The 19,299-nt window shown below is 62.3% G+C and carries 21 protein-coding genes; 7 read left to right on the forward strand and 14 right to left on the reverse strand.

Features of this window, described 5'->3' with window-relative positions:
• Positions 1-53: 53 nt before the first annotated feature.
• The 5 genes from LOKO_RS10810 to phaR form a co-directional block, all read right to left on the reverse strand.
• The gene (locus tag LOKO_RS10810; RefSeq protein WP_066448862.1) at positions 54-395 is read right to left on the reverse strand and encodes a histidine triad nucleotide-binding protein; all 342 of its coding nucleotides are present in this window, start codon (positions 393-395) and stop codon (positions 54-56) included.
• Positions 396-440: 45 nt separating this feature from the next.
• Positions 441-1,313 carry a phosphoribulokinase gene (locus LOKO_RS10815; RefSeq protein WP_066448865.1) on the reverse strand — a complete coding sequence of 291 codons (873 nt, stop codon included), beginning with the start codon at positions 1,311-1,313 and terminating at the stop codon, positions 441-443.
• Positions 1,313-1,753 carry an acyl-CoA thioesterase gene (locus LOKO_RS10820; protein ID WP_066448867.1) on the reverse strand — a complete coding sequence of 147 codons (441 nt, stop codon included), beginning with the start codon at positions 1,751-1,753 and terminating at the stop codon, positions 1,313-1,315. The genes LOKO_RS10815 and LOKO_RS10820 overlap by 1 nt, the downstream gene beginning before the upstream one ends.
• A 47-nt stretch (positions 1,754-1,800) precedes the next feature.
• Positions 1,801-3,096, reverse strand: coding sequence for a phosphoribosylamine--glycine ligase (gene purD / locus LOKO_RS10825; RefSeq protein WP_066448869.1), 1,296 nt, complete (start codon positions 3,094-3,096; stop codon positions 1,801-1,803).
• Positions 3,097-3,236: 140 nt separating this feature from the next.
• Positions 3,237-3,716 carry a polyhydroxyalkanoate synthesis repressor PhaR gene (phaR, locus tag LOKO_RS10830; protein WP_066448871.1) on the reverse strand — a complete coding sequence of 160 codons (480 nt, stop codon included), beginning with the start codon at positions 3,714-3,716 and terminating at the stop codon, positions 3,237-3,239.
• 97 nt (positions 3,717-3,813) lie between these two features.
• Between phaR and LOKO_RS10835 the strand changes: the two genes are divergently transcribed.
• Complete coding sequence (locus LOKO_RS10835; protein ID WP_066448873.1) at positions 3,814-4,527, forward strand: 16S rRNA (uracil(1498)-N(3))-methyltransferase; 714 nt, start codon at positions 3,814-3,816, stop codon at positions 4,525-4,527.
• A 4-nt stretch (positions 4,528-4,531) separates the two neighbouring features.
• Here LOKO_RS10835 and rloA3 read toward each other — a convergent pair whose 3' ends face one another.
• Positions 4,532-5,035 (reverse strand): retropepsin-like aspartic peptidase RloA3, encoded by a 504-nt coding sequence (gene rloA3, locus LOKO_RS10840; protein ID WP_235589021.1) that lies wholly within the window; start codon positions 5,033-5,035, stop codon positions 4,532-4,534.
• Positions 5,036-5,291: 256 nt separating this feature from the next.
• Here rloA3 and LOKO_RS10845 point away from each other — a divergent pair, with 256 nt between their 5' ends.
• Positions 5,292-5,882 carry a hypothetical protein gene (locus LOKO_RS10845; RefSeq protein ID WP_066448875.1) on the forward strand — a complete coding sequence of 197 codons (591 nt, stop codon included), beginning with the start codon at positions 5,292-5,294 and terminating at the stop codon, positions 5,880-5,882.
• Between the two features lie 144 nt (positions 5,883-6,026).
• On the opposite strand, the gene LOKO_RS10850 is transcribed toward LOKO_RS10845, so the two are convergent.
• The 8 genes from LOKO_RS10850 to LOKO_RS10885 all read right to left on the reverse strand — a co-directional run bounded on the left by LOKO_RS10850 (position 6,027) and on the right by LOKO_RS10885 (position 13,338).
• A complete protein-coding gene (locus LOKO_RS10850; protein WP_083517550.1) occupies positions 6,027-7,334 on the reverse strand; it encodes a lytic murein transglycosylase in 1,308 nt (435 codons plus the stop codon).
• A gap of 118 nt (positions 7,335-7,452) precedes the next feature.
• Positions 7,453-7,857, reverse strand: a complete 405-nt coding sequence (gene mnhG / locus LOKO_RS10855; protein ID WP_066448877.1) for a monovalent cation/H(+) antiporter subunit G — start codon at positions 7,855-7,857, stop codon at positions 7,453-7,455.
• Entirely contained in the window at positions 7,850-8,119 is a 270-nt protein-coding gene (locus LOKO_RS10860; protein ID WP_066448879.1) for an MrpF/PhaF family protein, read from the reverse strand. The genes mnhG and LOKO_RS10860 overlap by 8 nt, the downstream gene beginning before the upstream one ends.
• Before the next feature lie 24 nt (positions 8,120-8,143).
• A complete protein-coding gene (locus LOKO_RS10865; protein ID WP_066448881.1) occupies positions 8,144-8,617 on the reverse strand; it encodes a Na+/H+ antiporter subunit E in 474 nt (157 codons plus the stop codon).
• Complete coding sequence (locus LOKO_RS10870) at positions 8,614-10,188, reverse strand: Na+/H+ antiporter subunit D (RefSeq protein ID WP_066448884.1); 1,575 nt, start codon at positions 10,186-10,188, stop codon at positions 8,614-8,616. The genes LOKO_RS10865 and LOKO_RS10870 overlap by 4 nt, the downstream gene beginning before the upstream one ends.
• A complete protein-coding gene (locus LOKO_RS10875) occupies positions 10,185-10,532 on the reverse strand; it encodes a Na+/H+ antiporter subunit C (RefSeq protein WP_066448887.1) in 348 nt (115 codons plus the stop codon). Before LOKO_RS10875 ends, LOKO_RS10870 begins: the two co-directional genes overlap by 4 nt.
• Positions 10,533-10,583: 51 nt before the next feature.
• Complete coding sequence (locus tag LOKO_RS10880; RefSeq protein WP_043512876.1) at positions 10,584-11,015, reverse strand: Na+/H+ antiporter subunit B; 432 nt, start codon at positions 11,013-11,015, stop codon at positions 10,584-10,586.
• Positions 11,008-13,338, reverse strand: a complete 2,331-nt coding sequence (locus LOKO_RS10885; RefSeq protein ID WP_066452325.1) for a putative monovalent cation/H+ antiporter subunit A — start codon at positions 13,336-13,338, stop codon at positions 11,008-11,010. Before LOKO_RS10885 ends, LOKO_RS10880 begins: the two co-directional genes overlap by 8 nt.
• Positions 13,339-13,843: 505 nt before the next feature.
• On the opposite strand from LOKO_RS10885, the gene LOKO_RS10890 reads away from it, so the two are divergent.
• From LOKO_RS10890 to LOKO_RS10910, 5 genes are read left to right on the forward strand one after another with little or no spacing between them, the layout of a single operon-like run.
• Positions 13,844-16,654 carry a monovalent cation/H+ antiporter subunit A gene (locus LOKO_RS10890; protein ID WP_066448890.1) on the forward strand — a complete coding sequence of 937 codons (2,811 nt, stop codon included), beginning with the start codon at positions 13,844-13,846 and terminating at the stop codon, positions 16,652-16,654.
• Positions 16,654-16,998 (forward strand): Na+/H+ antiporter subunit C, encoded by a 345-nt coding sequence (locus LOKO_RS10895; RefSeq protein WP_066448891.1) that lies wholly within the window; start codon positions 16,654-16,656, stop codon positions 16,996-16,998. The genes LOKO_RS10890 and LOKO_RS10895 overlap by 1 nt, the downstream gene beginning before the upstream one ends.
• Positions 16,995-18,533, forward strand: a complete 1,539-nt coding sequence (locus LOKO_RS10900) for a monovalent cation/H+ antiporter subunit D (protein ID WP_066448893.1) — start codon at positions 16,995-16,997, stop codon at positions 18,531-18,533. The genes LOKO_RS10895 and LOKO_RS10900 overlap by 4 nt, the downstream gene beginning before the upstream one ends.
• Positions 18,530-19,027: a Na+/H+ antiporter subunit E gene (locus LOKO_RS10905; RefSeq protein ID WP_066448894.1), complete on the forward strand. Its 498-nt coding sequence runs from the start codon at positions 18,530-18,532 to the stop codon at positions 19,025-19,027. The genes LOKO_RS10900 and LOKO_RS10905 overlap by 4 nt, the downstream gene beginning before the upstream one ends.
• On the forward strand, positions 19,021-19,290 hold the full coding sequence (locus tag LOKO_RS10910; protein WP_066448897.1) for a K+/H+ antiporter subunit F: 270 nt from the start codon (positions 19,021-19,023) through the stop codon (positions 19,288-19,290). The genes LOKO_RS10905 and LOKO_RS10910 overlap by 7 nt, the downstream gene beginning before the upstream one ends.
• The last annotated feature ends 9 nt before the right edge of the window (positions 19,291-19,299 follow it).

Consider the following 19,299-nt stretch of genomic DNA (forward strand, 5'->3'; position numbering starts at 1 on the left):
CACCTGATGCGTCGCACGCCTCGACGCGCGCGACTCTCATCGCAAAGCGCCGGCTAGCCAGCCGGCCAAGTAAAGCGTCGACCGCCCATCAGGTGCATATGAATATGATAGACCGTTTGTCCACCCTGGTCATTGCAGTTCATTACCACGCGATACCCTTCTTCCGCGAAGCCACGCTCCTTCGCCAACCGGGCCGCGGTGTACTGGAGCCGGCCGATCAGGGCAAGGTCAGCCTCTTCGATGTCGTTCAAGGTAGCGATGTGCTGCTTGGGTATGATCAGGATGTGGGTGGGCGCCTGGGGATTGATGTCGTTGAACGCGAGGACATGCTCGTCCTCGTAAACGATATCAGCGGGAATCTCTCGTTTGATGATCTTGCAGAACAGGCAATCCATCGATCTCATGCTCCTGTTGTCGTGAAGATAAGAGCCAAACGGCGCTCAGCGAAAGCGCCGCTGTGCCAGCAGATGACGCACCAGCGGCGCCAGTATCAGCTCGATGGCCAATGACATCCTTGCACCAGGTACGACCAATGTGTGCGGGCGACTCATGAAAGAGTCCTGGATCATCGCCAGCAGCCACGGAAAATCCACGGTGGAGGGGTCACGAAAGCGGATCACCACGAAGGACTCGGCGTCATTGGGGATGTCCTGCACCTCGAAGGGATTGGATGTGTCCACCGTAGGCACGCGCTGGAAGTTGATATGGGTGCGGGAGAACTGCGGCTGGATGTAGCGCACGTAGTCACCCATGCGCCCCAGGATCGTATCGATGACCGCTTCCTGGGAGTAGCCGCGCATCTTGATGTCGCGATCGATCTTCTGGATCCACTCCAGGTTCATGGTCGGCGCCACACCCACCAACAGGTCCACGTGCCGGGCAATATCGTGCTCGGCGGTGACCAGACCGCCATGCAGCCCTTCGTAGAAGAGCAGATCGGTACCACAGGGCAGCGGCTGCCACTCGGTGAAGGTGCCGACCCGGTAGCCGGCCTCGATCATCTGCTTGTCTTCGGCGTGGATGTAGTGACGAAAGGTACCGGTGCCGTGCTCGCCATACTCCAGGAACAGTGTCTCGAGCCGGTCCAGCAGGTTGGCCTCCACGGCGAAGTGGGACAGCTCGTCCTTGCGCTCGGGCTCTTCGCGGAAGATGCGCGCCAGCTCATCCCGCGTGTAACGATGGAAGGCATCGCCATCGACGATGGCGGCATGCACGTCCTCCCTGGCAAACATCCGCTCGAAGGTTCGCTTCACCGTCGTGGTGCCGGCCCCGGAGGAGCCCGTCACGGCAATGATTGGATACTCGCGCGACATCAGGCGCTCTCCGCCCCGGTAATGGCCTGGTACACGGCATCGGGTATCGCGACGCTGCGCCCCTGGGCAGGATCGACCAGCACGACGTTAAGACGCGCGGTAGCCACCGGCCGACCGCCTTCGGCATGACACACGCGATGATAGACGACAATTGCCTTGCCGGTCGGTGCCGGGATCGCCGTCTCTACCACCAGGGCATCGGGCCAGCGCGCCTCGGACTGATATTGCACGGCAAGGTCTGCCACCACGCTGGAATAGCCGCCCATGTCCCATTCGGTGAGCCCGAGAGCACCAAATGCTTGAATGCGCGCTTCGTGGAGCAGCGAAACCAGGGTGTCGTGTCCAAGGTGGCGGCCGTAGTTCATGTCGGTAATGCGCACCGACAATGGTTGACGGTGTACGATAGCCGCTTCGGGAAATACCAGCTTGATGCGGTCCATCCTCACTCCCTGTTTTCTTGTTGTCGGTCAGTACAGGCAGGCGATGATCAGCCTGCCTGCTTTTCACGGGAAATTGCCCGATGTGCGATATCGCGGCGATAGTGGATATCCGGCCAGCGAATGGCGTCAACCCCTTCATAGGCCAGGTCGCGCGCCCGGGATACGCCATCACCCAGGGCCGTGACACAGAGCACTCGCCCGCCCGCGGTGACCACATTGCCCCCGTCGTCTTCGGCCGTACCGGCATGGAATACCTTGCAACCCGTGTTTTCCGCCGCCTCGAGCCCCTCGATGATGTCACCCTTGTGGTACTCACTCGGATAGCCTCCGGCCGCCAGCACCACCCCCACCGCGACTCGACTGTCCCAGTCGCAGGTCTGTCCCGCCAGCTCCCCGTTCGCCCCGGCCAGGCAGAGCTCGGCCAGGTCTGACCGCAGGCGCAGCATGATCGGCTGGGTTTCCGGGTCGCCAAAGCGACAGTTGTATTCGATGACCCTGGGGTTGCCCTCGACGTCGATCATCAAACCCGCATAGAGAAAACCGCTGTACGGATGCCCCTCCGCCGCCATGCCGTGAACCGTGGGCATGATCACATCCTGCATGATCCGCTCGTGGACCGCTTCGGTCACCACCGGTGCCGGCGAGTAGGCGCCCATGCCACCGGTATTGGGCCCTTCGTCGCCATCAAGCGCCCGCTTGTGGTCCTGGCTGGTCGCCATGGGGAGCACGCTCTTGCCATCGACCATGACGATGAAGCTTGCCTCCTCACCCTCGAGGAACTCCTCGATCACCACCCGGGCCCCGGCGTCGCCAAAGGCATTGGCCTCCAGCATGTCACGTACGGCTGCCTCCGCCTCGCCCAGGGACATGGCAACGATGACACCCTTGCCCGCCGCCAGGCCATCTGCCTTGATCACGATGGGTGCGCCCTGCTCAGCCAGATAGGCCAGTGCCGGCTCGACCTCGGTAAAGGTGCGGTAGGCAGCGGTAGGAATGGCATGGCGCGCCAGGAAGTCCTTGGTGAAGGACTTCGATCCTTCGAGCTGGGCCGCCCCGGCGGTGGGACCGAAAATGACCAGGCCCGCCTCGCGAAAGCGATCCACGATGCCCGCGACCAGCGGCGCCTCCGGGCCAACGATGGTCAGGTCGATGGCTTCTTCCCTAGCGAACGTCACCAAGCCATCCAGGTCGACCGCATCGATGGCGATATTGGCCACGCCCGCTTCTCCGGCGGTACCGGCATTGCCGGGGGCCACGAAAACATCTTCGACGCGAGGCGACTGGGCGACCTTCCAGGCCAGGGCATGTTCGCGGCCACCGCCGCCGATGATCAATACCTTCATCCGCTACACTACCTATCGCTGACTGGGTGAAACCGGGCTCAGACGAGACCTGGCCGGGGGGGCAGGCCGGACCTCGTGAAAAAACGGGCGTGGAAAACAAAGCGGCATTATGTCAGAAAGCCACCGTCGACGCGCGCCGCTCAGGACTTCTTGGGATCCTCGTCCTTCTGATCGGGCTTGTCATCATGGTTGGCCTGCCCTTGGCCGATGGTCTTCTGCCAGAAACGCATATTCTCCTCTGCCATCTCGCGCATCAGGTCCATGGGCGAATGCCGCATGGCCTGCTGCCATTGATCCTGCATGCGCTGCTGCTGCTCGAGCATCAACTGTGTCCCCTGCTCAAGATAACGCGCCAGGGGAAGCGGTTGAGCCATGTCGTAGACACGGATGAACTGGGCCAGCAAGTCGTTGGAGAAGACTTCGGAATCCCCATCCGCCTGCTCCTGCTCGATGATGATCGACAGCAGGATGGTGCGGGTAAGGTCCTCGCCGCTTTTTGCGTCCTCGACTCGGAATGGCTCTTCGTCGAGGATCAGACGACGCAGATCTTCAAGCGTCACATAGCGACTCTGTTGCGTATCATAGAGCCTACGGTTGGCATACTTGCGAATCACGCGCACGATGGCACTCCTTGTTCTTGAAAGGCAGGCTTGCCCTTTGCTGCTATTGTGCATCGCGCCACCGTCCTTGCAAATCGAACCGAATTAACGAGACCCGATGAATCTGATCCTGCTAGCCCCCGGTGACATTGAACATGGCCAACAGGCGTGCATTCGAGACCCTCGCCGCCTGCGCCATCTCAAGGAAGTGCATCGCGCCCGAATCGGAGATTCCATGACCCTGGGTGTGGCAGGCGGGGGAATCGGCCGTGGTGAACTGCTGGCACTTGATGAAGAGGAAGCACGCTTTGCCCTCTCCACCCTGAACACGCCACCTCCGCCGCCGCTGCCGGTACACCTCGTTCTAGCACTGCCGCGTCCACGGATGCTGGCCAGGAGCCTCGAGCACGTCACGGCGCTTGGGGTGAAGACGATCACGCTGCTGCACTCGAGAAGAGTGGAAAAGAGCTACTGGCAGTCGCCGGAACTCGCCCCTGACAAGATAAACGGCCATCTCGTGCTGGGACTGGAGCAGGCCCGGGACACAGTAATGCCCAAGGTGAATCTCGCCAAGGGGTTTCGACCCTTCGTCGAGGATGTGCTGCCGGGGCTTCTCGAGACCCGGCGTGGCCTGCTGGCACACCCGGGGATGCCGCAGGCCTGCCCTCGGGGCATAGACGAACCGGTCGTGCTAGTGGTCGGCCCCGAAGGAGGGTTCATTCCCTTCGAGGTGGAGCGACTCCTCGAGGCCGGCTGCGAGGGCATACACCTGGGGCCGCGGATCCTGCGGGTTGAGACCGCAGTGACCGCGCTGCTGGCCCGGCTTTTCTAGCGCGTCATTCCGTCTCGTCGCCGCCCCCTTCTCTCTCTTCACCATTGCTGTCGTAGCGCTTCACCTCGGTATCTTCGTCACACTCGGCCGCATTGAGGAAGGTACGGGTCACGTCGAGCAGCCCCAGATGACCAATGGTGCGCCGCCCCAGCAGCAGCGGATAGTGCATCTCCTCCCGGTTGCGCAGCCCGACCTGCTCCTCATAGACGGCTCGCCCCAGGCAGATTTTCATCAGTACCACCAGCCGTTCGTCGCGGCCGCCCGCACCACGCACGCGAATGTCGCGGTAAAGCGGCCGCTCCAGCGTTTCGGAGAACGTCTCCCCGCTGGCCTCGTCCACGAGCTCCAGGCGAAAACGCACCCACTCCTCGCCCTCCTTTTCGAAGCGTTCGATATCACGGGCATCGAGCGACGAGGTAAGCGCGCCGCTGTCGAGCTTGGCCTTCACCTCGACCCCCCAAGGTTCCAGGGTCGCCTTCTCGACCCAGCCGAAGACCTCCTCCCCCATTGCGGCGGGGGCAAGGACAAACAGCAGCCAACCCCCAAGCGCCTGCACGAATCGCCTCCGGAGCCACGCCGTCCGGTACGACAATACATATCCTTTCATGACATCTCCCTGTCGAAACCCACAAGAATAGCGCTGCTTCCCCGGAATGCCAGCATAAGAACAAGCTGCTTCATTTCCCTGCATGCCGTTACCGTACAACACACTTTAGGGACATCTACTACACTGAAGGCGTCATCATGGAAAAGGAGGACACTGTATGACACACCGCAGCTTTGCAAGGACGGTACTTGCCACCTCGATTGGTCTGCTGGTCGGCGGGCTGACCGTTGCCGGGGCTCACGCCCAGTTCGATCCTCAGGGGCTGTATTCCAACAGGGCGATTCTCGATGCCGAGGTATACTTCGAAGCCGCCCCGGACAGCCAGCCAAGTGAGATCGTCGATATTCTCCTCGGTGACGACATGCAGGTCCATGCTCTGATCATACGCACCCATGAGGATGTGGGGCAGGATGGCGACTACCTTGTGATCACCAATGACCACTACCGGCTGGTAAACCATGAAGAAGATGGTGACACCACCCATGACGTGCTGGTCGATGCCAACGAAGACGCCTTGGGTGCGATGCCACGCTACGATCAGGACTGGTGGGATATGGCTCGCCAACGTGCGCGAGATGCCTGGCACACTGCCGGCGAAGGTGCCGAAAGCGCCTGGCACCAGACACGTGAAGGCGCCGACCGCATCGGCGAGGGAGCCGAAAGCGCCTGGGAACGCACCCAGGAGGGGGCCGAGAGAGCCGGCCGCGCCGTCAGCGACCTGCTCAACAACTGGACCAACAACGACTGACCTGCTCCCACCGGACGCCAGGGCCGCTGCGGCCTGTTCTCGGGTACCACAATGAAATGCCACACATGCAAAGCGCAACAGGAAAGCTGATTGCTGGGCCCCACCCCTCTCGGGTGGGGCTTTGCGCTTTCATTGTCGGCCGAATCAGCGCTGTAGGCGTTGCAACAGGCTGACCGTGGCGAAGCCATCGGGAGTGACACCGATCGATCGCTGGTAGCTGCGCAGGCCACGCCGAGTGTTGGGCCCCATGATGCCATCCGGCGTCCCGACATCGAAGCCACGAGCATTGAGCGCCTGCTGCATCTCGCGCACCTGGCTGCGCGACAGTGGCTCCTCCCCCCGCGGCCAGCTCCCGTGGATACCGTTCCGGCCGGCGATCTCGTTGGCCAGGGTGCCCACCGCCAAGGCATAGCTGGTCGCATTGTTATAGCGCAGGATGGCCCGGAAGTTGGGACCCACCAGGAAGGCAGGCCCGTCGGCACCAGCCGGTGCAATGACCGAGGCCTCGGCGAACTCGGGAAGCGCACCGTCAGAGACGCCACGCACCCCCTGGGCAGCCCATTCACGACTGGCACGCCGGGTGGTCAGCTCGGTCTGGGCATAGTCGAAGTCATCCGGCAGCCGGACCTCCACACCCCAGGGCTGACCCGTCTGCCAGCCGGCGCGGGCGAGATAGTTGGCAGTCGATGCCATGACATCGGGAATGCTGCCCCAGATGTCACGACGGCCGTCACCATCGCCATCCACCGCATAGGCTTCGAAGCTGGAGGGAATGAACTGGGTGTGGCCCATGGCCCCGGCCCAGGAACCGACCATGCGCTCAGGGGGGATATCCCCGGTCTCTATGATACGCAGTGCCGCCATCAGCTCACCGCGGGCAAAATCGCTCCGACGTCCATCGAAAGCTAGCGTCGCCAGCGCCTCCAGGGTCGAGAAGTCACCGAAGTTACCGCCGTAGTTGCTCTCGATACCCCAGATCGCGACGATGATCTCCGCCGGCACGCCATAGCGCTCCTCCATGCGACGGGCGGTATCGCGATGCTCGGCAAGCTTGGCACGCCCCTGCTGGATACGAGCTGAAGAGACGGCGCTATCCAGATACTGCCAAATGGGGCGCACGAACTCTGGCTGGGAACGATCCAGCTCAATCACCCTTGGCCGGTAACGGACTCCATCCAGCGCCCGAGCCAGGGTTCTCTCGCTGATGCCTTCAGAGCGGGCCTCGCGGCGAAAGTTTGCCAGCCAAGCATTGAAGTCGGCAGGCGCCGCTTCGGAATTGGAGCGGTCGTCGGCCGACGACTCCGGTGAGGTCTCGACGTCCTGCTCGCTGGCAGCCTGTCCGCTGGCAACCTCAGGTGAGCGGTCGGCGGCTGACGCCTCCTGAACCGGGCCGCTCTGGCATCCTGCGAGAAGCGCAACCAGGAAGGTTGCGGGTAATATCTGGCGCATCATGATGTCGGCATTCCTTGGCATTGAACGACCATGATGATGGCTCAGAAGCGCTGGCGAAACCAGCCTCATCAGCCATTGGATCGTCGATTTCTGGCCCCTGCCACTGATCACTGCACGCTCACGTGGGGTCTCTGTCCCGGGGCTGATGCACCGCATTGGCCTCTGTCTCGAGACCACTCTTCAACTCGTGGGTCAGCGGGTCGTAGTTGGGCCGCAGCTCATCCTTCACGGTACCGGACCAGAGCTTCGAGCCCACGAAATAGCCGGCCCGGCCGATAACGTGTGCCGCCACCGGCGCTGTCATGATCACGAAGACGATAATGGCGAAGGCACGGGCCACTACCGCCACCTCGCCGAAATGCAAGGCAACGGCGAGCATGATCAGGATCACTCCCAGGGCGGCCGCCTTGGTCGTGGCATGCATGCGAGTCAGCAGGTCGGGCAGACGCAGAATGCCCAGCGCTGCCAGCAGCATGAACACCGCCCCGGTGAGAATCAGGAAACCCTTGATCATCTCAATCATCCCTCGGCCCTCCTCGCTCCAGGAAACGGGCGAAGCCGATGGCAGCCAGAAAGCCCATCAGCGCGATCACGATGGCGGCATCCAGAAAGCTTGATACGTCCACCTTTATGGCATAGACACCCACGAGGCCCACCACGATGCTGGCGAACAGCTCCAGCGCCACCACCCGGTCGGGCAGGCTGGGGCCGCGAACCACCCTCACGAAGGCCAGGATCAGGGCAAGGCTCATGAGCACTTGGCTGATCAGGATTACGGTATCCACATCACCACCTCACCATCATCGAACTTAGCGGAACAGCTCCAGGGCACGACATTCCATTTCCTTGAGGTTACGGCGCAGCTCCTCCTCATCGTCGAGGAACATGGCATGAATGTAGAGCACCTTGCGATCGTCGGAGACATCCAGGCTCAGGGTACCCGGCGTCAGGGATATCAGGTTGGCGACCATGGTGATCTCGAGCTCGGTACGCGCCTCCAGCGGCATGGCAATCACCCCCGGCTTCATGTGCCAGGGTGGCGTCAGTATGTCGAAACCGACACGCAGGTTGGCCTGGACCAGCTCTTTGATGAAGAAGCCAAGGAAACGCAGGATACGTGGAATGCGGACCGGATAGCCCTTGAGAGCCGGCACCTGGGGCTCGATGAGCACCAGCGTGACATAGCCGAACACCAGACCGATGACCAGGTTCGTGCCCGAGAAGTCACCGCTGAGAATGACCCAGGCCAGGGCCAGCAGCAGATTCCATATCGCCCCCGTCATGGCGTCATCTCCTCGTCAGGCGTCTCGACAAGCACATCGTCGATTCCGGCATCCCCCCCCAGCACTGCCTCGATATAGCCCTGAGGGTTCATCAACTGATCGCCGATCTGGTTCATGGCAACCATCAGCGGTTCAGCGAACAGACCAATCAACAGGGCAAAGAGCGCCAGCACCGCCACCGGAAGGTACATGAGCCAGAGGCTTGCCGGCACCATGCGGCTATCGTCCCCCACCACGACCTGCTCCACCGGCACCAGGTTATCCTCGGGCAGGGTCTTCCAGAACACCTCGTTCCATATCTTGACCATGGAGTAAAGCGTCATCAGACCGACCGCCAGGGCAACACCGGTGACCACGTAGGCGCCAGCCTCGATACCGGCGCGTATGAGGACGAACTTGGCGAAGAAGCCGGAAAGCGGCGGGATGCCGGCCAGGGAAAAGGCCGACAGGAAGAAGGCCACGGCCAGCCAGGGGCGCTCACGATAGAGCCCGCCCATCTTCTTCAGCTCATAGGTTCCCTGGAGTCGACGGGTGATGCCGCTGATCAGGAACAGGTTGGTCTTGACCACGATGTTGTGCATCACCGCGAAGATCCCGCCGGCAATGGCGAGTGGCGTGAACAGCGCAAGCCCGAGAATCATGTAGCCGATCTGGCTGACGATATGGAAAGAGAGAATGCGCCGGAACTCGAACTGCGCCGCGGCCCCGAGCACGCCGGTCACCATGGTTAGCGCCGCACCCCACAGCAGCAGATCCTGGGTGTAGCCCAGGGTTTGGTCGAACATCAGCGTGAAGACGCGATACAAGGAGTAGACGCCCACCTTGGTGAGCAAGCCTGCAAACAGGGCCGAGACCGCCACCGGAGGCGTGTGATAGGAGGCCGGCAGCCAGAAGAACAGCGGGAAGGCCGCCGCCTTGATGCCGAAGGCGATCATGAACATGACCGCCAGCACCTCGACCATGCCCTGGTTCTCGGCCGCCGCCAGGCGCTGGGCGATATCGGCCATGTTGAGCGTACCGACCATCCCGTAGGTCAGACCGATGGCGGTAAGAAAGATCACCGACGCCAGCAGGTTGAGGGTCACGTACTTGATCGCCCCTTCCATCTGCGCCTTTTCGCCGCCAAGAATCAGCAGCGCAAAGGAGGCCACCAGCATTACCTCGAACCAGACATAGAGGTTGAAGATATCACCGGTGAGAAAGGCACCGGCGACGCCGGCCAGCAGCAGATGCATCAGGGGATAGTAGCCGAACTTCTCGTGGCCGGGGCCAGTGGAGGCCAGCGAATAGACCGCCAGCGCCAGGCCAATGATACCGGTCAGCACGATCATCACCGCGCTGAGCATATCCGCGACCAGGGTGATGCCGATGGGGGCCTCCCAGCCGCCCATCTGGATCACCACATAGTCATCAAGGCTTACTGAAACCAGCAGCCAGAGCGACACGCCCAGCAGCGCGACATTGCCGGCCACGGCGATGAAGCGCTGCGTGGGTCGCGAGCGCCAGAACAGCAGCGACAGGGCACCCGACAGCAAGGGCAGGAGAACGGGCAGTGCAACTTCAGGCCTCACGTATCGGTTTCCTTCATCTTGTCCAGGTCATCGGCTTTGACGATCTCGTAGGCACGACGGATCAATACCACGGCAAAGGCCAGCACGCCGAAGGCGATTACGATAGCGGTGAGCACCACCGCTTGGGGCAAGGGATCTGCCACCGGGCCGAGGGGCGCTGTCAGCCCCTCGGGGATCAGGGGTGGCGCCCCACGGGTCATGCCCGCCGAAGTGAAGATCAACAGGTTGGCGGCATTGGAGAGCAGCATCAGTCCGATCACCAGCTTGACGATCGAGCGACGCAGCATCAAGAAGATCGCTGACGCATACAGCAGGCCAATGGCCACGGCCATCACCGGCTCCATAACGCACCTCCAGCTCGAATTGACGGGGCGACGTCGGCAACGCCGTTACGATCAAGGTTCATCCTTGTCCACCTCCATCAGTGTCATGACCATGGCCAGCACCGACCCCAGCACCGCCAGGTAGACCCCCACATCGAAAATCAATGGACTCGATGCCTTGAAGTCGATGCCGGGAATCTCCCACCACTGGGCGGTCAAGAAGGGTTGATCCATGAACCAGGCTGGAAAAACCGAGATCATGCCCAACAACAGGCCCATGCCGATCAGGTCACGGGCATCGACCATGCGAAGCACCTCCCGGGTGGCACTCACGCCGAAGGCGAACAAGTAGAGGGTGAAAGCGCCGGCAGCCACCAGCCCGGCAATGAACCCCCCGCCCGGCTCATCGTGTCCCCGCAACAGCAGGAACACCGAGAACAGCAGCTGCAGCGGCATCAGTATCCGAGCGGCGGTGTGCAGTATCAAGGTGCCTGACTTAACCATCGGCGGACTCCTTCTCCTTCGTCGCGGGCTTGGGTTTCTCTGCCGCACGCAGCTTGAGCATGGCAATGACACCGATCGCCGCCAGAGCCAGCACGAAGATCTCACCCAGAGTATCCAGCGCCCGGTAGTCCACCAGGATCACGTTGACGATATTGCGCCCATGGGCCAGCGGTACGCTGTTTTCGATCATGTAGCCCGAGATGGGCACGAACTGATCGATTCCCCAGGCCGTCAACACCAGCAGGGTGATCAGCACACCGACAGTGCCCGCCACCAGAAGATCGCGCACCCGCTCCAGGGGAGTCGACAGGCTGGCGAAGCGTGGCAGGCGGAAGAGCACCAGCACCAGCAGGATCACGGTCAGGGTTTCCACCAGCAGTTGGGTAATGCCCAGGTCGGGCGCACTGAACAGGATGAAGATCAGGGCGATTGAGAAGCCCATGATGCCCACCGATACCACCGCGCTTAGCCGCGATCGGGTGATGGCGGCAAACAGCGCCCCCATCACCATCATCGCCGCCACGACCACTTCGTGGAAACGGACGTCGAGGTGGAAGGCAATCTCCGGGGAGTGACGCAGCAGCAAGGAGTTACCGATCAGCGCGATCAGCGTCAGCACCATCACCATGAGGTAGTTGCGCATATAGCCGTTTTGCAGGATTCGGGTCTGCCAGTCGGAGACCACGGTGATCCAGTGCATGAAGGCCTCATAGCCAGCCTCGGGCCCCCGCGCGATAAGCGGGTCGAGCCTTGCCAGGCGCGCACGCACCCGATCCCAGTGGCGAAACACCACGTAGCCCAGGACCAGGCTGACCAACGACATGATCAGGGGCAGGTTGATGCCGTGCCACAGCGCCAGCGAGACGGTGACCGGCTCGCCCATCACCGCCGAGGCGGCAGCAGTGAGCAGCCCCATGCCGGCCAGCACCGGGACCAGGCCGAGCAGCAGCGAGAGCACCGCCAGCACGGCAGGACCAAGCAGCATAGAGACCGGCGCCTCGTGAGCCACCCGCGGGGTTGAGCGACGCTCGCCGAAGAAGGGCCGTAATGCCACGATGGCGGCCACGGCAATGGTCAGGAACGCCGCCGAGAAGGCCAGCAGCAGGATCAACCAGCGAAAGGCACCGGCTTCGAGAACCGACTCGAACATCAGTTCCTTGGCAATGAAGCCAAACAGCGGTGGCGCACCAGCCAGCGACAGGGCGGCAATCATGGCTACCAGCGCCGTGACCGGCATCAGCGAACGCAGCCCTCCCATGGCGCTTACGTCCTTGGTACCGGTCTCATGGTCGAGAATGCCAGCCACCATGAACAAAGCGCCCTTGTAGAGGGAGTGGGCCAGCAGGAAGGTGACGAAGGCGATGAGCGCACCCTCTGTGCCGATACCCAGCAGCATGGTCAGGGTTCCCAGTGCCATGATCGTTGAGTAGGCCAGCAACTTCTTGATATTGGTATGGCGAATGGCCAGGAAGGCGCCGGTGAACATGGTGATGGCTCCCACCACCGAGAGGATGCCGACCCACATCTCGGTGCCGCCCAGGCTCGGCTGCAGTCGCGCCATGAGGTAGATCCCAGCCTTGACCATGGTCGCCGAGTGGAGGTAGGCCGACACCGGTGTGGGTGCCGCCATGGCATTGGGCAACCAAAAGTGAAACGGAAACTGGGCCGATTTGGTGAAGGCGCCCAGCAGCAGACAGATCAGCAGCGGTGCATAGAGGTCATGCTCACGCAGCACGTCACCCATGGTGCCCAGCTCGGCGAACGACCAGCTGCCGCCGGCAATACCCAGCATCACCAGCCCCGCCATCAGCGCCAGCCCACCGCCGAAGGTGACGAACAACCCCTGACGGGCCGACTTGCGCGCCTCCAGGTCAGCATGATTGAAGCCGATCAGCAGGTAGGAGGTGATACTGGTCAGCTCCCAGAAGACGAACAGCGTGATCAGGCCATCGGCCAGGACCAGGCCAAGCATCGACACCATGAAAGCCACAAGGGCGATATGGAAACGCACCAGATCGGGATGGCCCTTGAGATAGCCGCCGGCATAGATCAGCACGAAAGTACCGATCACCGTGATCAACAGGGAAAACAGCAGCGAAAGCCCATCGACAACGAAAGTCAGGCTCATGCCCAATGAAGGCACCCACTCTACGCCGAAAGTCAGCGTCTCCCCACTCATCACCGCAGGCATGAGGGACAGGAACCCCAGGGACAGGGCAGCCGGGAATGCGGCCAGCACGAAGCTCGTACGCTCCCCGAACCAGCGATGCAGCAGCGGGGAAAAGGCGGCGAGCACGAAACCCGAAAGCACGGCTAGTTGCATCATGCAGCTCTCTTCATGGTCGATCTTCCATCAGGGGGTACCGGCGTCTTTGAGACCTTGTTGGCGCCTATCTCGATAGACGGCAGGCGAACTCGCTGGCGTGCCACGCACGACAGGTGTGTGGCGCGCCGCTGCCACTTTGACAAGCGCGCTTCGAACGTGCAAATGAACACCGTCTGAAAAGGTTTTCCGTCGCCATCTCCGAGTGCGGTTTTACGCCCAATTGATAAGCTCCCTACGACCTCTACAGACTGTATATTGCACCGCAAAAGCTTTAAACTCAGCGCCGCAGCTGGCAGCAACTGGTACAGACCGCTCGGCGAAACGGCTTGGTAGTATAGCGATTTCCCTCCGTTTCTTCATTCGTGACTCCCAACGCGCCAGTCAGGCGATCCTCGATCGCTCCGATGAGCCTCGTGGTGAGCAGGCGCATTCCACGCCACGCCCGCTCTCCCGAACGTGGCGCAGTCTCACCCGATCCACCGCCAGAATGGATGAACCACCAATGTCATTGCTGTGGATTCCTCTTCTCACCATTATTGGCACCCTGGTGCCGGTAATGACCTCCCGTCATGGGCGCAAGGCCTGCGTCGCCGCCACCCTGATCGCCCCCTTGCTGGCGCTGGGCCTGGTGCTGATGCATGCCCCGGCTGTCTTCGCCGGTGAGGTAGTCAGTCTACAGATATCCTGGATGCCCCTGCTGGGGCTCGACCTGGCGCTGCGAATCGACGGCCTGACGCTGCTGTTTGCCATGCTGATCCTGGGCATCGGCAGCCTGATCCTGCTCTATGCCGGATATTACCTGAGCGCTGCAGAGGATGACGGTCGCTTTCTCGCCTACATGATGCTGTTCATGACCGCCATGCTGGGTATTGCCATGGCCGACAACCTGCTGCTGCTGTGGCTGTTCTGGGAGCTGACCAGTATCTCGTCGTTCCTTTTGATCGGCTTCTGGGGCCATCGCAGCGACGCCCGGCGTGGTGCGCGGATGGCGCTCACCGTGACTGGCGCCGGGGGGCTGGCGCTGCTGGCGGGCATCCTGCTGATCGGCCAGATCGTTGGCAGCTTTGCCCTAAGTGACGTCCTGGCCGCTGGCGATGCGATACGCGCATCGGCCCACTACCCGCTGATTCTGGTGCTGGTGCTCTTCGGCGCCTTCACCAAGTCGGCTCAGTTCCCGTTCCATTTCTGGCTGCCCCACGCCATGGCGGCACCGACTCCGGTATCGGCCTTCCTGCATTCGGCCACCATGGTCAAGGCCGGCGTATTCCTGTTGGCGCGACTAAACCCGGCGCTGGGTGATACGGCGCTCTGGGCCATTGCACTATCCCTGGTCGGCCTCGCCACCATGCTCTATGCCGCCTGGTTCGCCCTGCTTGAGCGCGACCTCAAGGGCATCCTGGCCTTCTCCACGGTCAGTCACCTGGGCCTGATCACCCTGCTGCTGGGACTGGGCAGCCCGCTGGCCATCGTGGCCGCCGTGTTCCATATCCTCAATCATGCCACCTTCAAGGCGGCGCTGTTCATGATGGTGGGCATCATCGATCATGAAACCGGCACCCGGGATATCGATCGCCTGGGCGCATTGTGGTCGATGATGCCGCTGACCGGCACCATGACGATCCTCGCGGGCTCCGCCATGGCCGGCTTCCCCCCGTTCAACGGCTTCCTCTCCAAGGAGATGCTGTTCGAACAGAGCCTGATAAATAGCCTGCTCGGCGCACTCAGCGTGGTTATCCCGCTATTGGTGGTGGTTGCTGCCATGCTCTCGGTCGCCTATTCAGTACGACTGATTTATAGCCTCTTCTTCGCCGAGCCCAAGCTGACTCGAGAGCAGAAAGCCCAGCCGCCGATTCAGGCCCACGACCCGTCGCGCGGCATGCTGGCCCCAGGACTTTTCCTGGCCGCCATGAGCCTGCTGGTAGGCCTGTTCCCCATGACGCTGGCCGCCCCGCTGGTCAATGCAGCAAGCCTGGCGGTCCAGGGCGAGACCACACCGCTGTTCACCCTGGCGCTGTGGCATGGCATCAACGCTCCCCTGCTGATGAGTCTTGCCGCAGTGGCGGGCGGTATCCTGGTACTGCGCCACCAGCGCTACTTTGCCAGCCTTGCAGCACTCTTTCCCTCCCGTAATGCCGGGCTCATTTTCGAGGCCGCCATACAACGCATCATCAAGATCACCCTTTGGCTGACCCTGAGGCTGGAGAACGGCTCGCTGCAACGCTACCAGGCTCTTCTGATTCTCTGCGCCCTGGTCATGACCGCGATCGGCCTGACCCGGCTAGAGACCCTCACCGGCGAACTGGGGCTGCAGCCGCTGGATGGCATGATGATCGTGGGAGCCAGCCTGATGATCTTTGGCGCCATCGGCAGTGCCCTGAGCCATCGCTGGCGGCTGGTCTCACTGCTCATGCTTTCGGTGGTGGGCCTCGCCGTCTCGCTCACCTTCGTGCGCTTCTCCGCCCCGGACCTGGCGCTGACCCAGCTGTCGGTGGAAGTTGCCTCGATGATCCTGATGATTCTGGCACTGTTCTTCCTGCCCCAGCGCCCACCCCTGCTCGTCTCGGGAAGACGGATCCTGCGTGACCTGATCCTGGCCGCCTCCCTGGGCGTGGTCGTGGCAATGCTCAACTATGCCCTTCTCACCCGCGAGACGCTGACCATCGCCGACTACTTCCTGCGCGAGAGCCTGCCTGGCGGTGGCGGTACCAATGTGGTCAACGTCATCCTGGTGGATTTCCGGGGCTTCGATACCCTGGGCGAGATCACCGTGCTGACCCTGGCTGGCCTTGCAACCTTCAAGCTGCTCAACCGCATGCGGCTGTTCATGCCCTCGGGCAACCTGGAGGGTATCCGCTGGTCGAGGCATCGCCATCCCATGATCCTTGCGGTAGTGGCGCAGATACTGCTGCCACTGGCGCTGCTGGTGTCGGTGTACATCTTCCTGCGCGGCCACAACCAGCCCGGCGGCGGCTTCATTGCTGGGCTGATCACTTCCGTGGCCCTGATCCTGCAGTACATGGCCCGCGGACATGACTGGACACGGCAGCGCCTGCCGATCTCCTATCCGGTGGTGGCGGTATCCGGCCTGGCCATCGCCGTGGCCACAGGCCTTGCCAGCTGGCTATTCGGCTACCCGTTCCTGACCTCGGCGTTCGGCCATTTCCATATTCCGCTGATCGGCGAGATCGAGCTGGCCTCGGCCATGCTCTTCGATCTCGGGGTCTATCTGGCGGTGGTCGGCGCCACCCTGATGATCCTGATCAACCTGGGCCGAGTGACCACCATGCACCGCCCGACGCTGGAGGAACGCTGATGGAAGCCCTGTTCTCGCTGGTAGTCGGCGTGCTCTCTGCCAGCGGCCTCTACCTGCTACTTCGCGGCCGGACCTTCCCGGTCATCGTCGGCCTGGCCCTACTCGGCTACGCCGTCAACCTCTTCCTGTTCTCGATGGGCGGACTCAACACCCATGCAGCAGCCGTCATCGGCGAGTCGATCTCACCTACCGATCCCCTGCCCCAGGCCCTGGTACTGACCGCCATCGTCATCGGCTTTGCCATGACCGCCTTCGTGGTGATCCTGGCCATTCGCGCCCGCAGTGAGCTGGGCAGTGACCATGTGGATGGCCAGCAGGGTGAAGAGGGAGATGTGGGCCGATGAATCAGCACCTCATCATTCTGCCCATTCTGCTGCCGATGGTGGGCGCCCTGGCTCTCCTGCTGATGGGCAAGGCGAGCTTTGCCACCCATCGCCGCATCAGCGTATCGCTCACCGCAGCCCTGGTCGCGGTCAGTTTGCTTCTGCTCAGCCACGCCGCCAGCGGCGAGTTGACCTTCTACAGCCTGGGCAACTGGCAGGCGCCCTTCGGCATCGTGCTGATGCTCGACCGGCTCTCGGCCCTGATGTTGATGCTCACCGCCGTGCTGGCCCTGGGCTGCATTCTCTTCGCCAGCGCCGGTGACGATACCAAGGGCAGCAACTTTCACGGACTCTTCCAGCTCCAGTTGGTGGGCCTGAACGGCGCCTTTCTCACCGGCGATCTATTCAACCTCTTCGTCTTCTTCGAGATCTTGCTGCTGGCCTCCTACGCGCTGCTGATGCATGGCGGTGGCAAGGCCCGCGTCGGTGCCGGCCTTCACTATGTCATTCTCAATGTGGCCGGCTCGGCGCTGTTCCTCATTGCGCTGGGAGTGCTCTACGGTGCCACGGGGACTTTGAACATGGCTGACATGGCGCGCCGCGTAGCCACCATGTCAGGCGACCAGGCAGCCCTGGTCACTGCCGGTGCCCTGATGCTGGTGGTTGTGTTCAGCCTCAAGGCGGCGCTGCTGCCGCTCTACTTCTGGTTGCCGCGCACCTACTCGGCGGCGCCAGCCCCGGTTGCCGCACTGTTTGCCATCATGACCAAGGTAGGGCTATACGCAATCCTCCGCGTCCAGACGATGATTTTCGTCGACAGCCCGGCAGCTGGCGGCATCACCGCCTGGCTGTGGTGGTCGGGCCTGGCCACCATCGTGCTGGCGGCGGTCGGCGTGCTGGCGGCTCGCGACATGCGCCCCCTGATCGCCTATCTGGTACTCGTCTCGGTGGGCACACTGCTGGCCGGGGCTGCGCTTGGCACGACAGCGGCGACCACCGCCCTGCTCTACTACCTGCCCCACACTACTCTGATCTGCGGTGCCCTGTTCCTGATCGCCGAAATGATCGGGCAGCAGCGCGGTAAGGCAGGTACGCGCCTGGTTCGTGCCCGTCGCCTGCATCAGCGCCACCTGCTTGGCGGCCTGTTCCTGGTGGCGGCCGTGGCGGTTGCCGGCCTACCGCCTCTTGCCGGCGCACTGGGCAAGCTGCTACTGATGCAGGCCGCGGAAGGCAGTGAGCGACTCTGGCTCTGGCCGCTGCTGCTGCTCGCCGGCCTGTGCGCGCTTATCGCCATGTCCCGAGCGGGGTCGGTCTTCTTCTGGGCCAGCTACAAGGGCGAGGTCACCGCTGGCAAGATCAGCCGGCCCCAGCTGATCGGAGTGCTGTGGCTACTGGCCAGTGCCCCGCTGCTGGTCATCTTCGGCGGGCCAGTGAGCGCTTACACGCAGGCGACGGCCGAACAGTTGGCCAATCCCCAGGAGCCGATTCGCCAGTTGCTGGGAGACGACCCCACACAACAGATCGTGCTGATTCAAGACACCGGAGAATCGCCATGAGAGCAATGGGACGCTTCCTGCCCACCCCCACCCTCTCACTGGTTTTGCTGGTGGTATGGCTGCTGATGGTACGCAGCATCCAGCCAGGCCAGCTTCTGCTGGGCACCTTCCTGGCCGTGGGAATTCCATTGCTGACAAAGGGCTTCTGGGAGCCCCTGCCCCGGGTGAAGCACCCGATCAAGCTGGCCTGGTTTGTCATCGTCGTCATGTGGGATATCGTCAAGGCGAACGTCCACGTCAGCCTGCTGATACTCCTGCCCCGGCGGGAGCCACACCCAGGCTTCGTCGAATACCCGCTCGAGGTCAAGGACCGGCTGGTCATCATGCTACTGGCCAATACCATCACCATGACGCCAGGCACCGTATCCACCAATATCCGCCTGGATGGCTCGTCCCTGCTGATTCATGTACTCGACATGGATGAGGAGCAGGAGCTGGTACGCGAGATCCGCGAACGCTATGAGCGGCCGCTCAAGGAGATCTTCGAATGCTAGATACTGCCCTGATGATAGGCCTGGCACTGATCGTGCTGGCCATGGGAATGAATGTCTACCGGCTGGCCATCGGCCCGGACATCCCGGATCGCCTGCTGGCGCTGGATACCCTTTATGTGAATTCCATCGCACTGATCGTCATGCTGGGGCTTTGGCTCAATACCAAGACCTACTTCGAGGCGGCGATACTGATCGCCATGCTCGGCTTCGTCAGCACCATGGCTATCTGTCGCTACTTGCTGCGCGGCGATATCATCGAATGAGGAAGATGC

Origin of the sequence: Halomonas chromatireducens, from assembly GCF_001545155.1 — a bacterium.
GTDB lineage: Bacteria > Pseudomonadota > Gammaproteobacteria > Pseudomonadales > Halomonadaceae > Halomonas > Halomonas chromatireducens.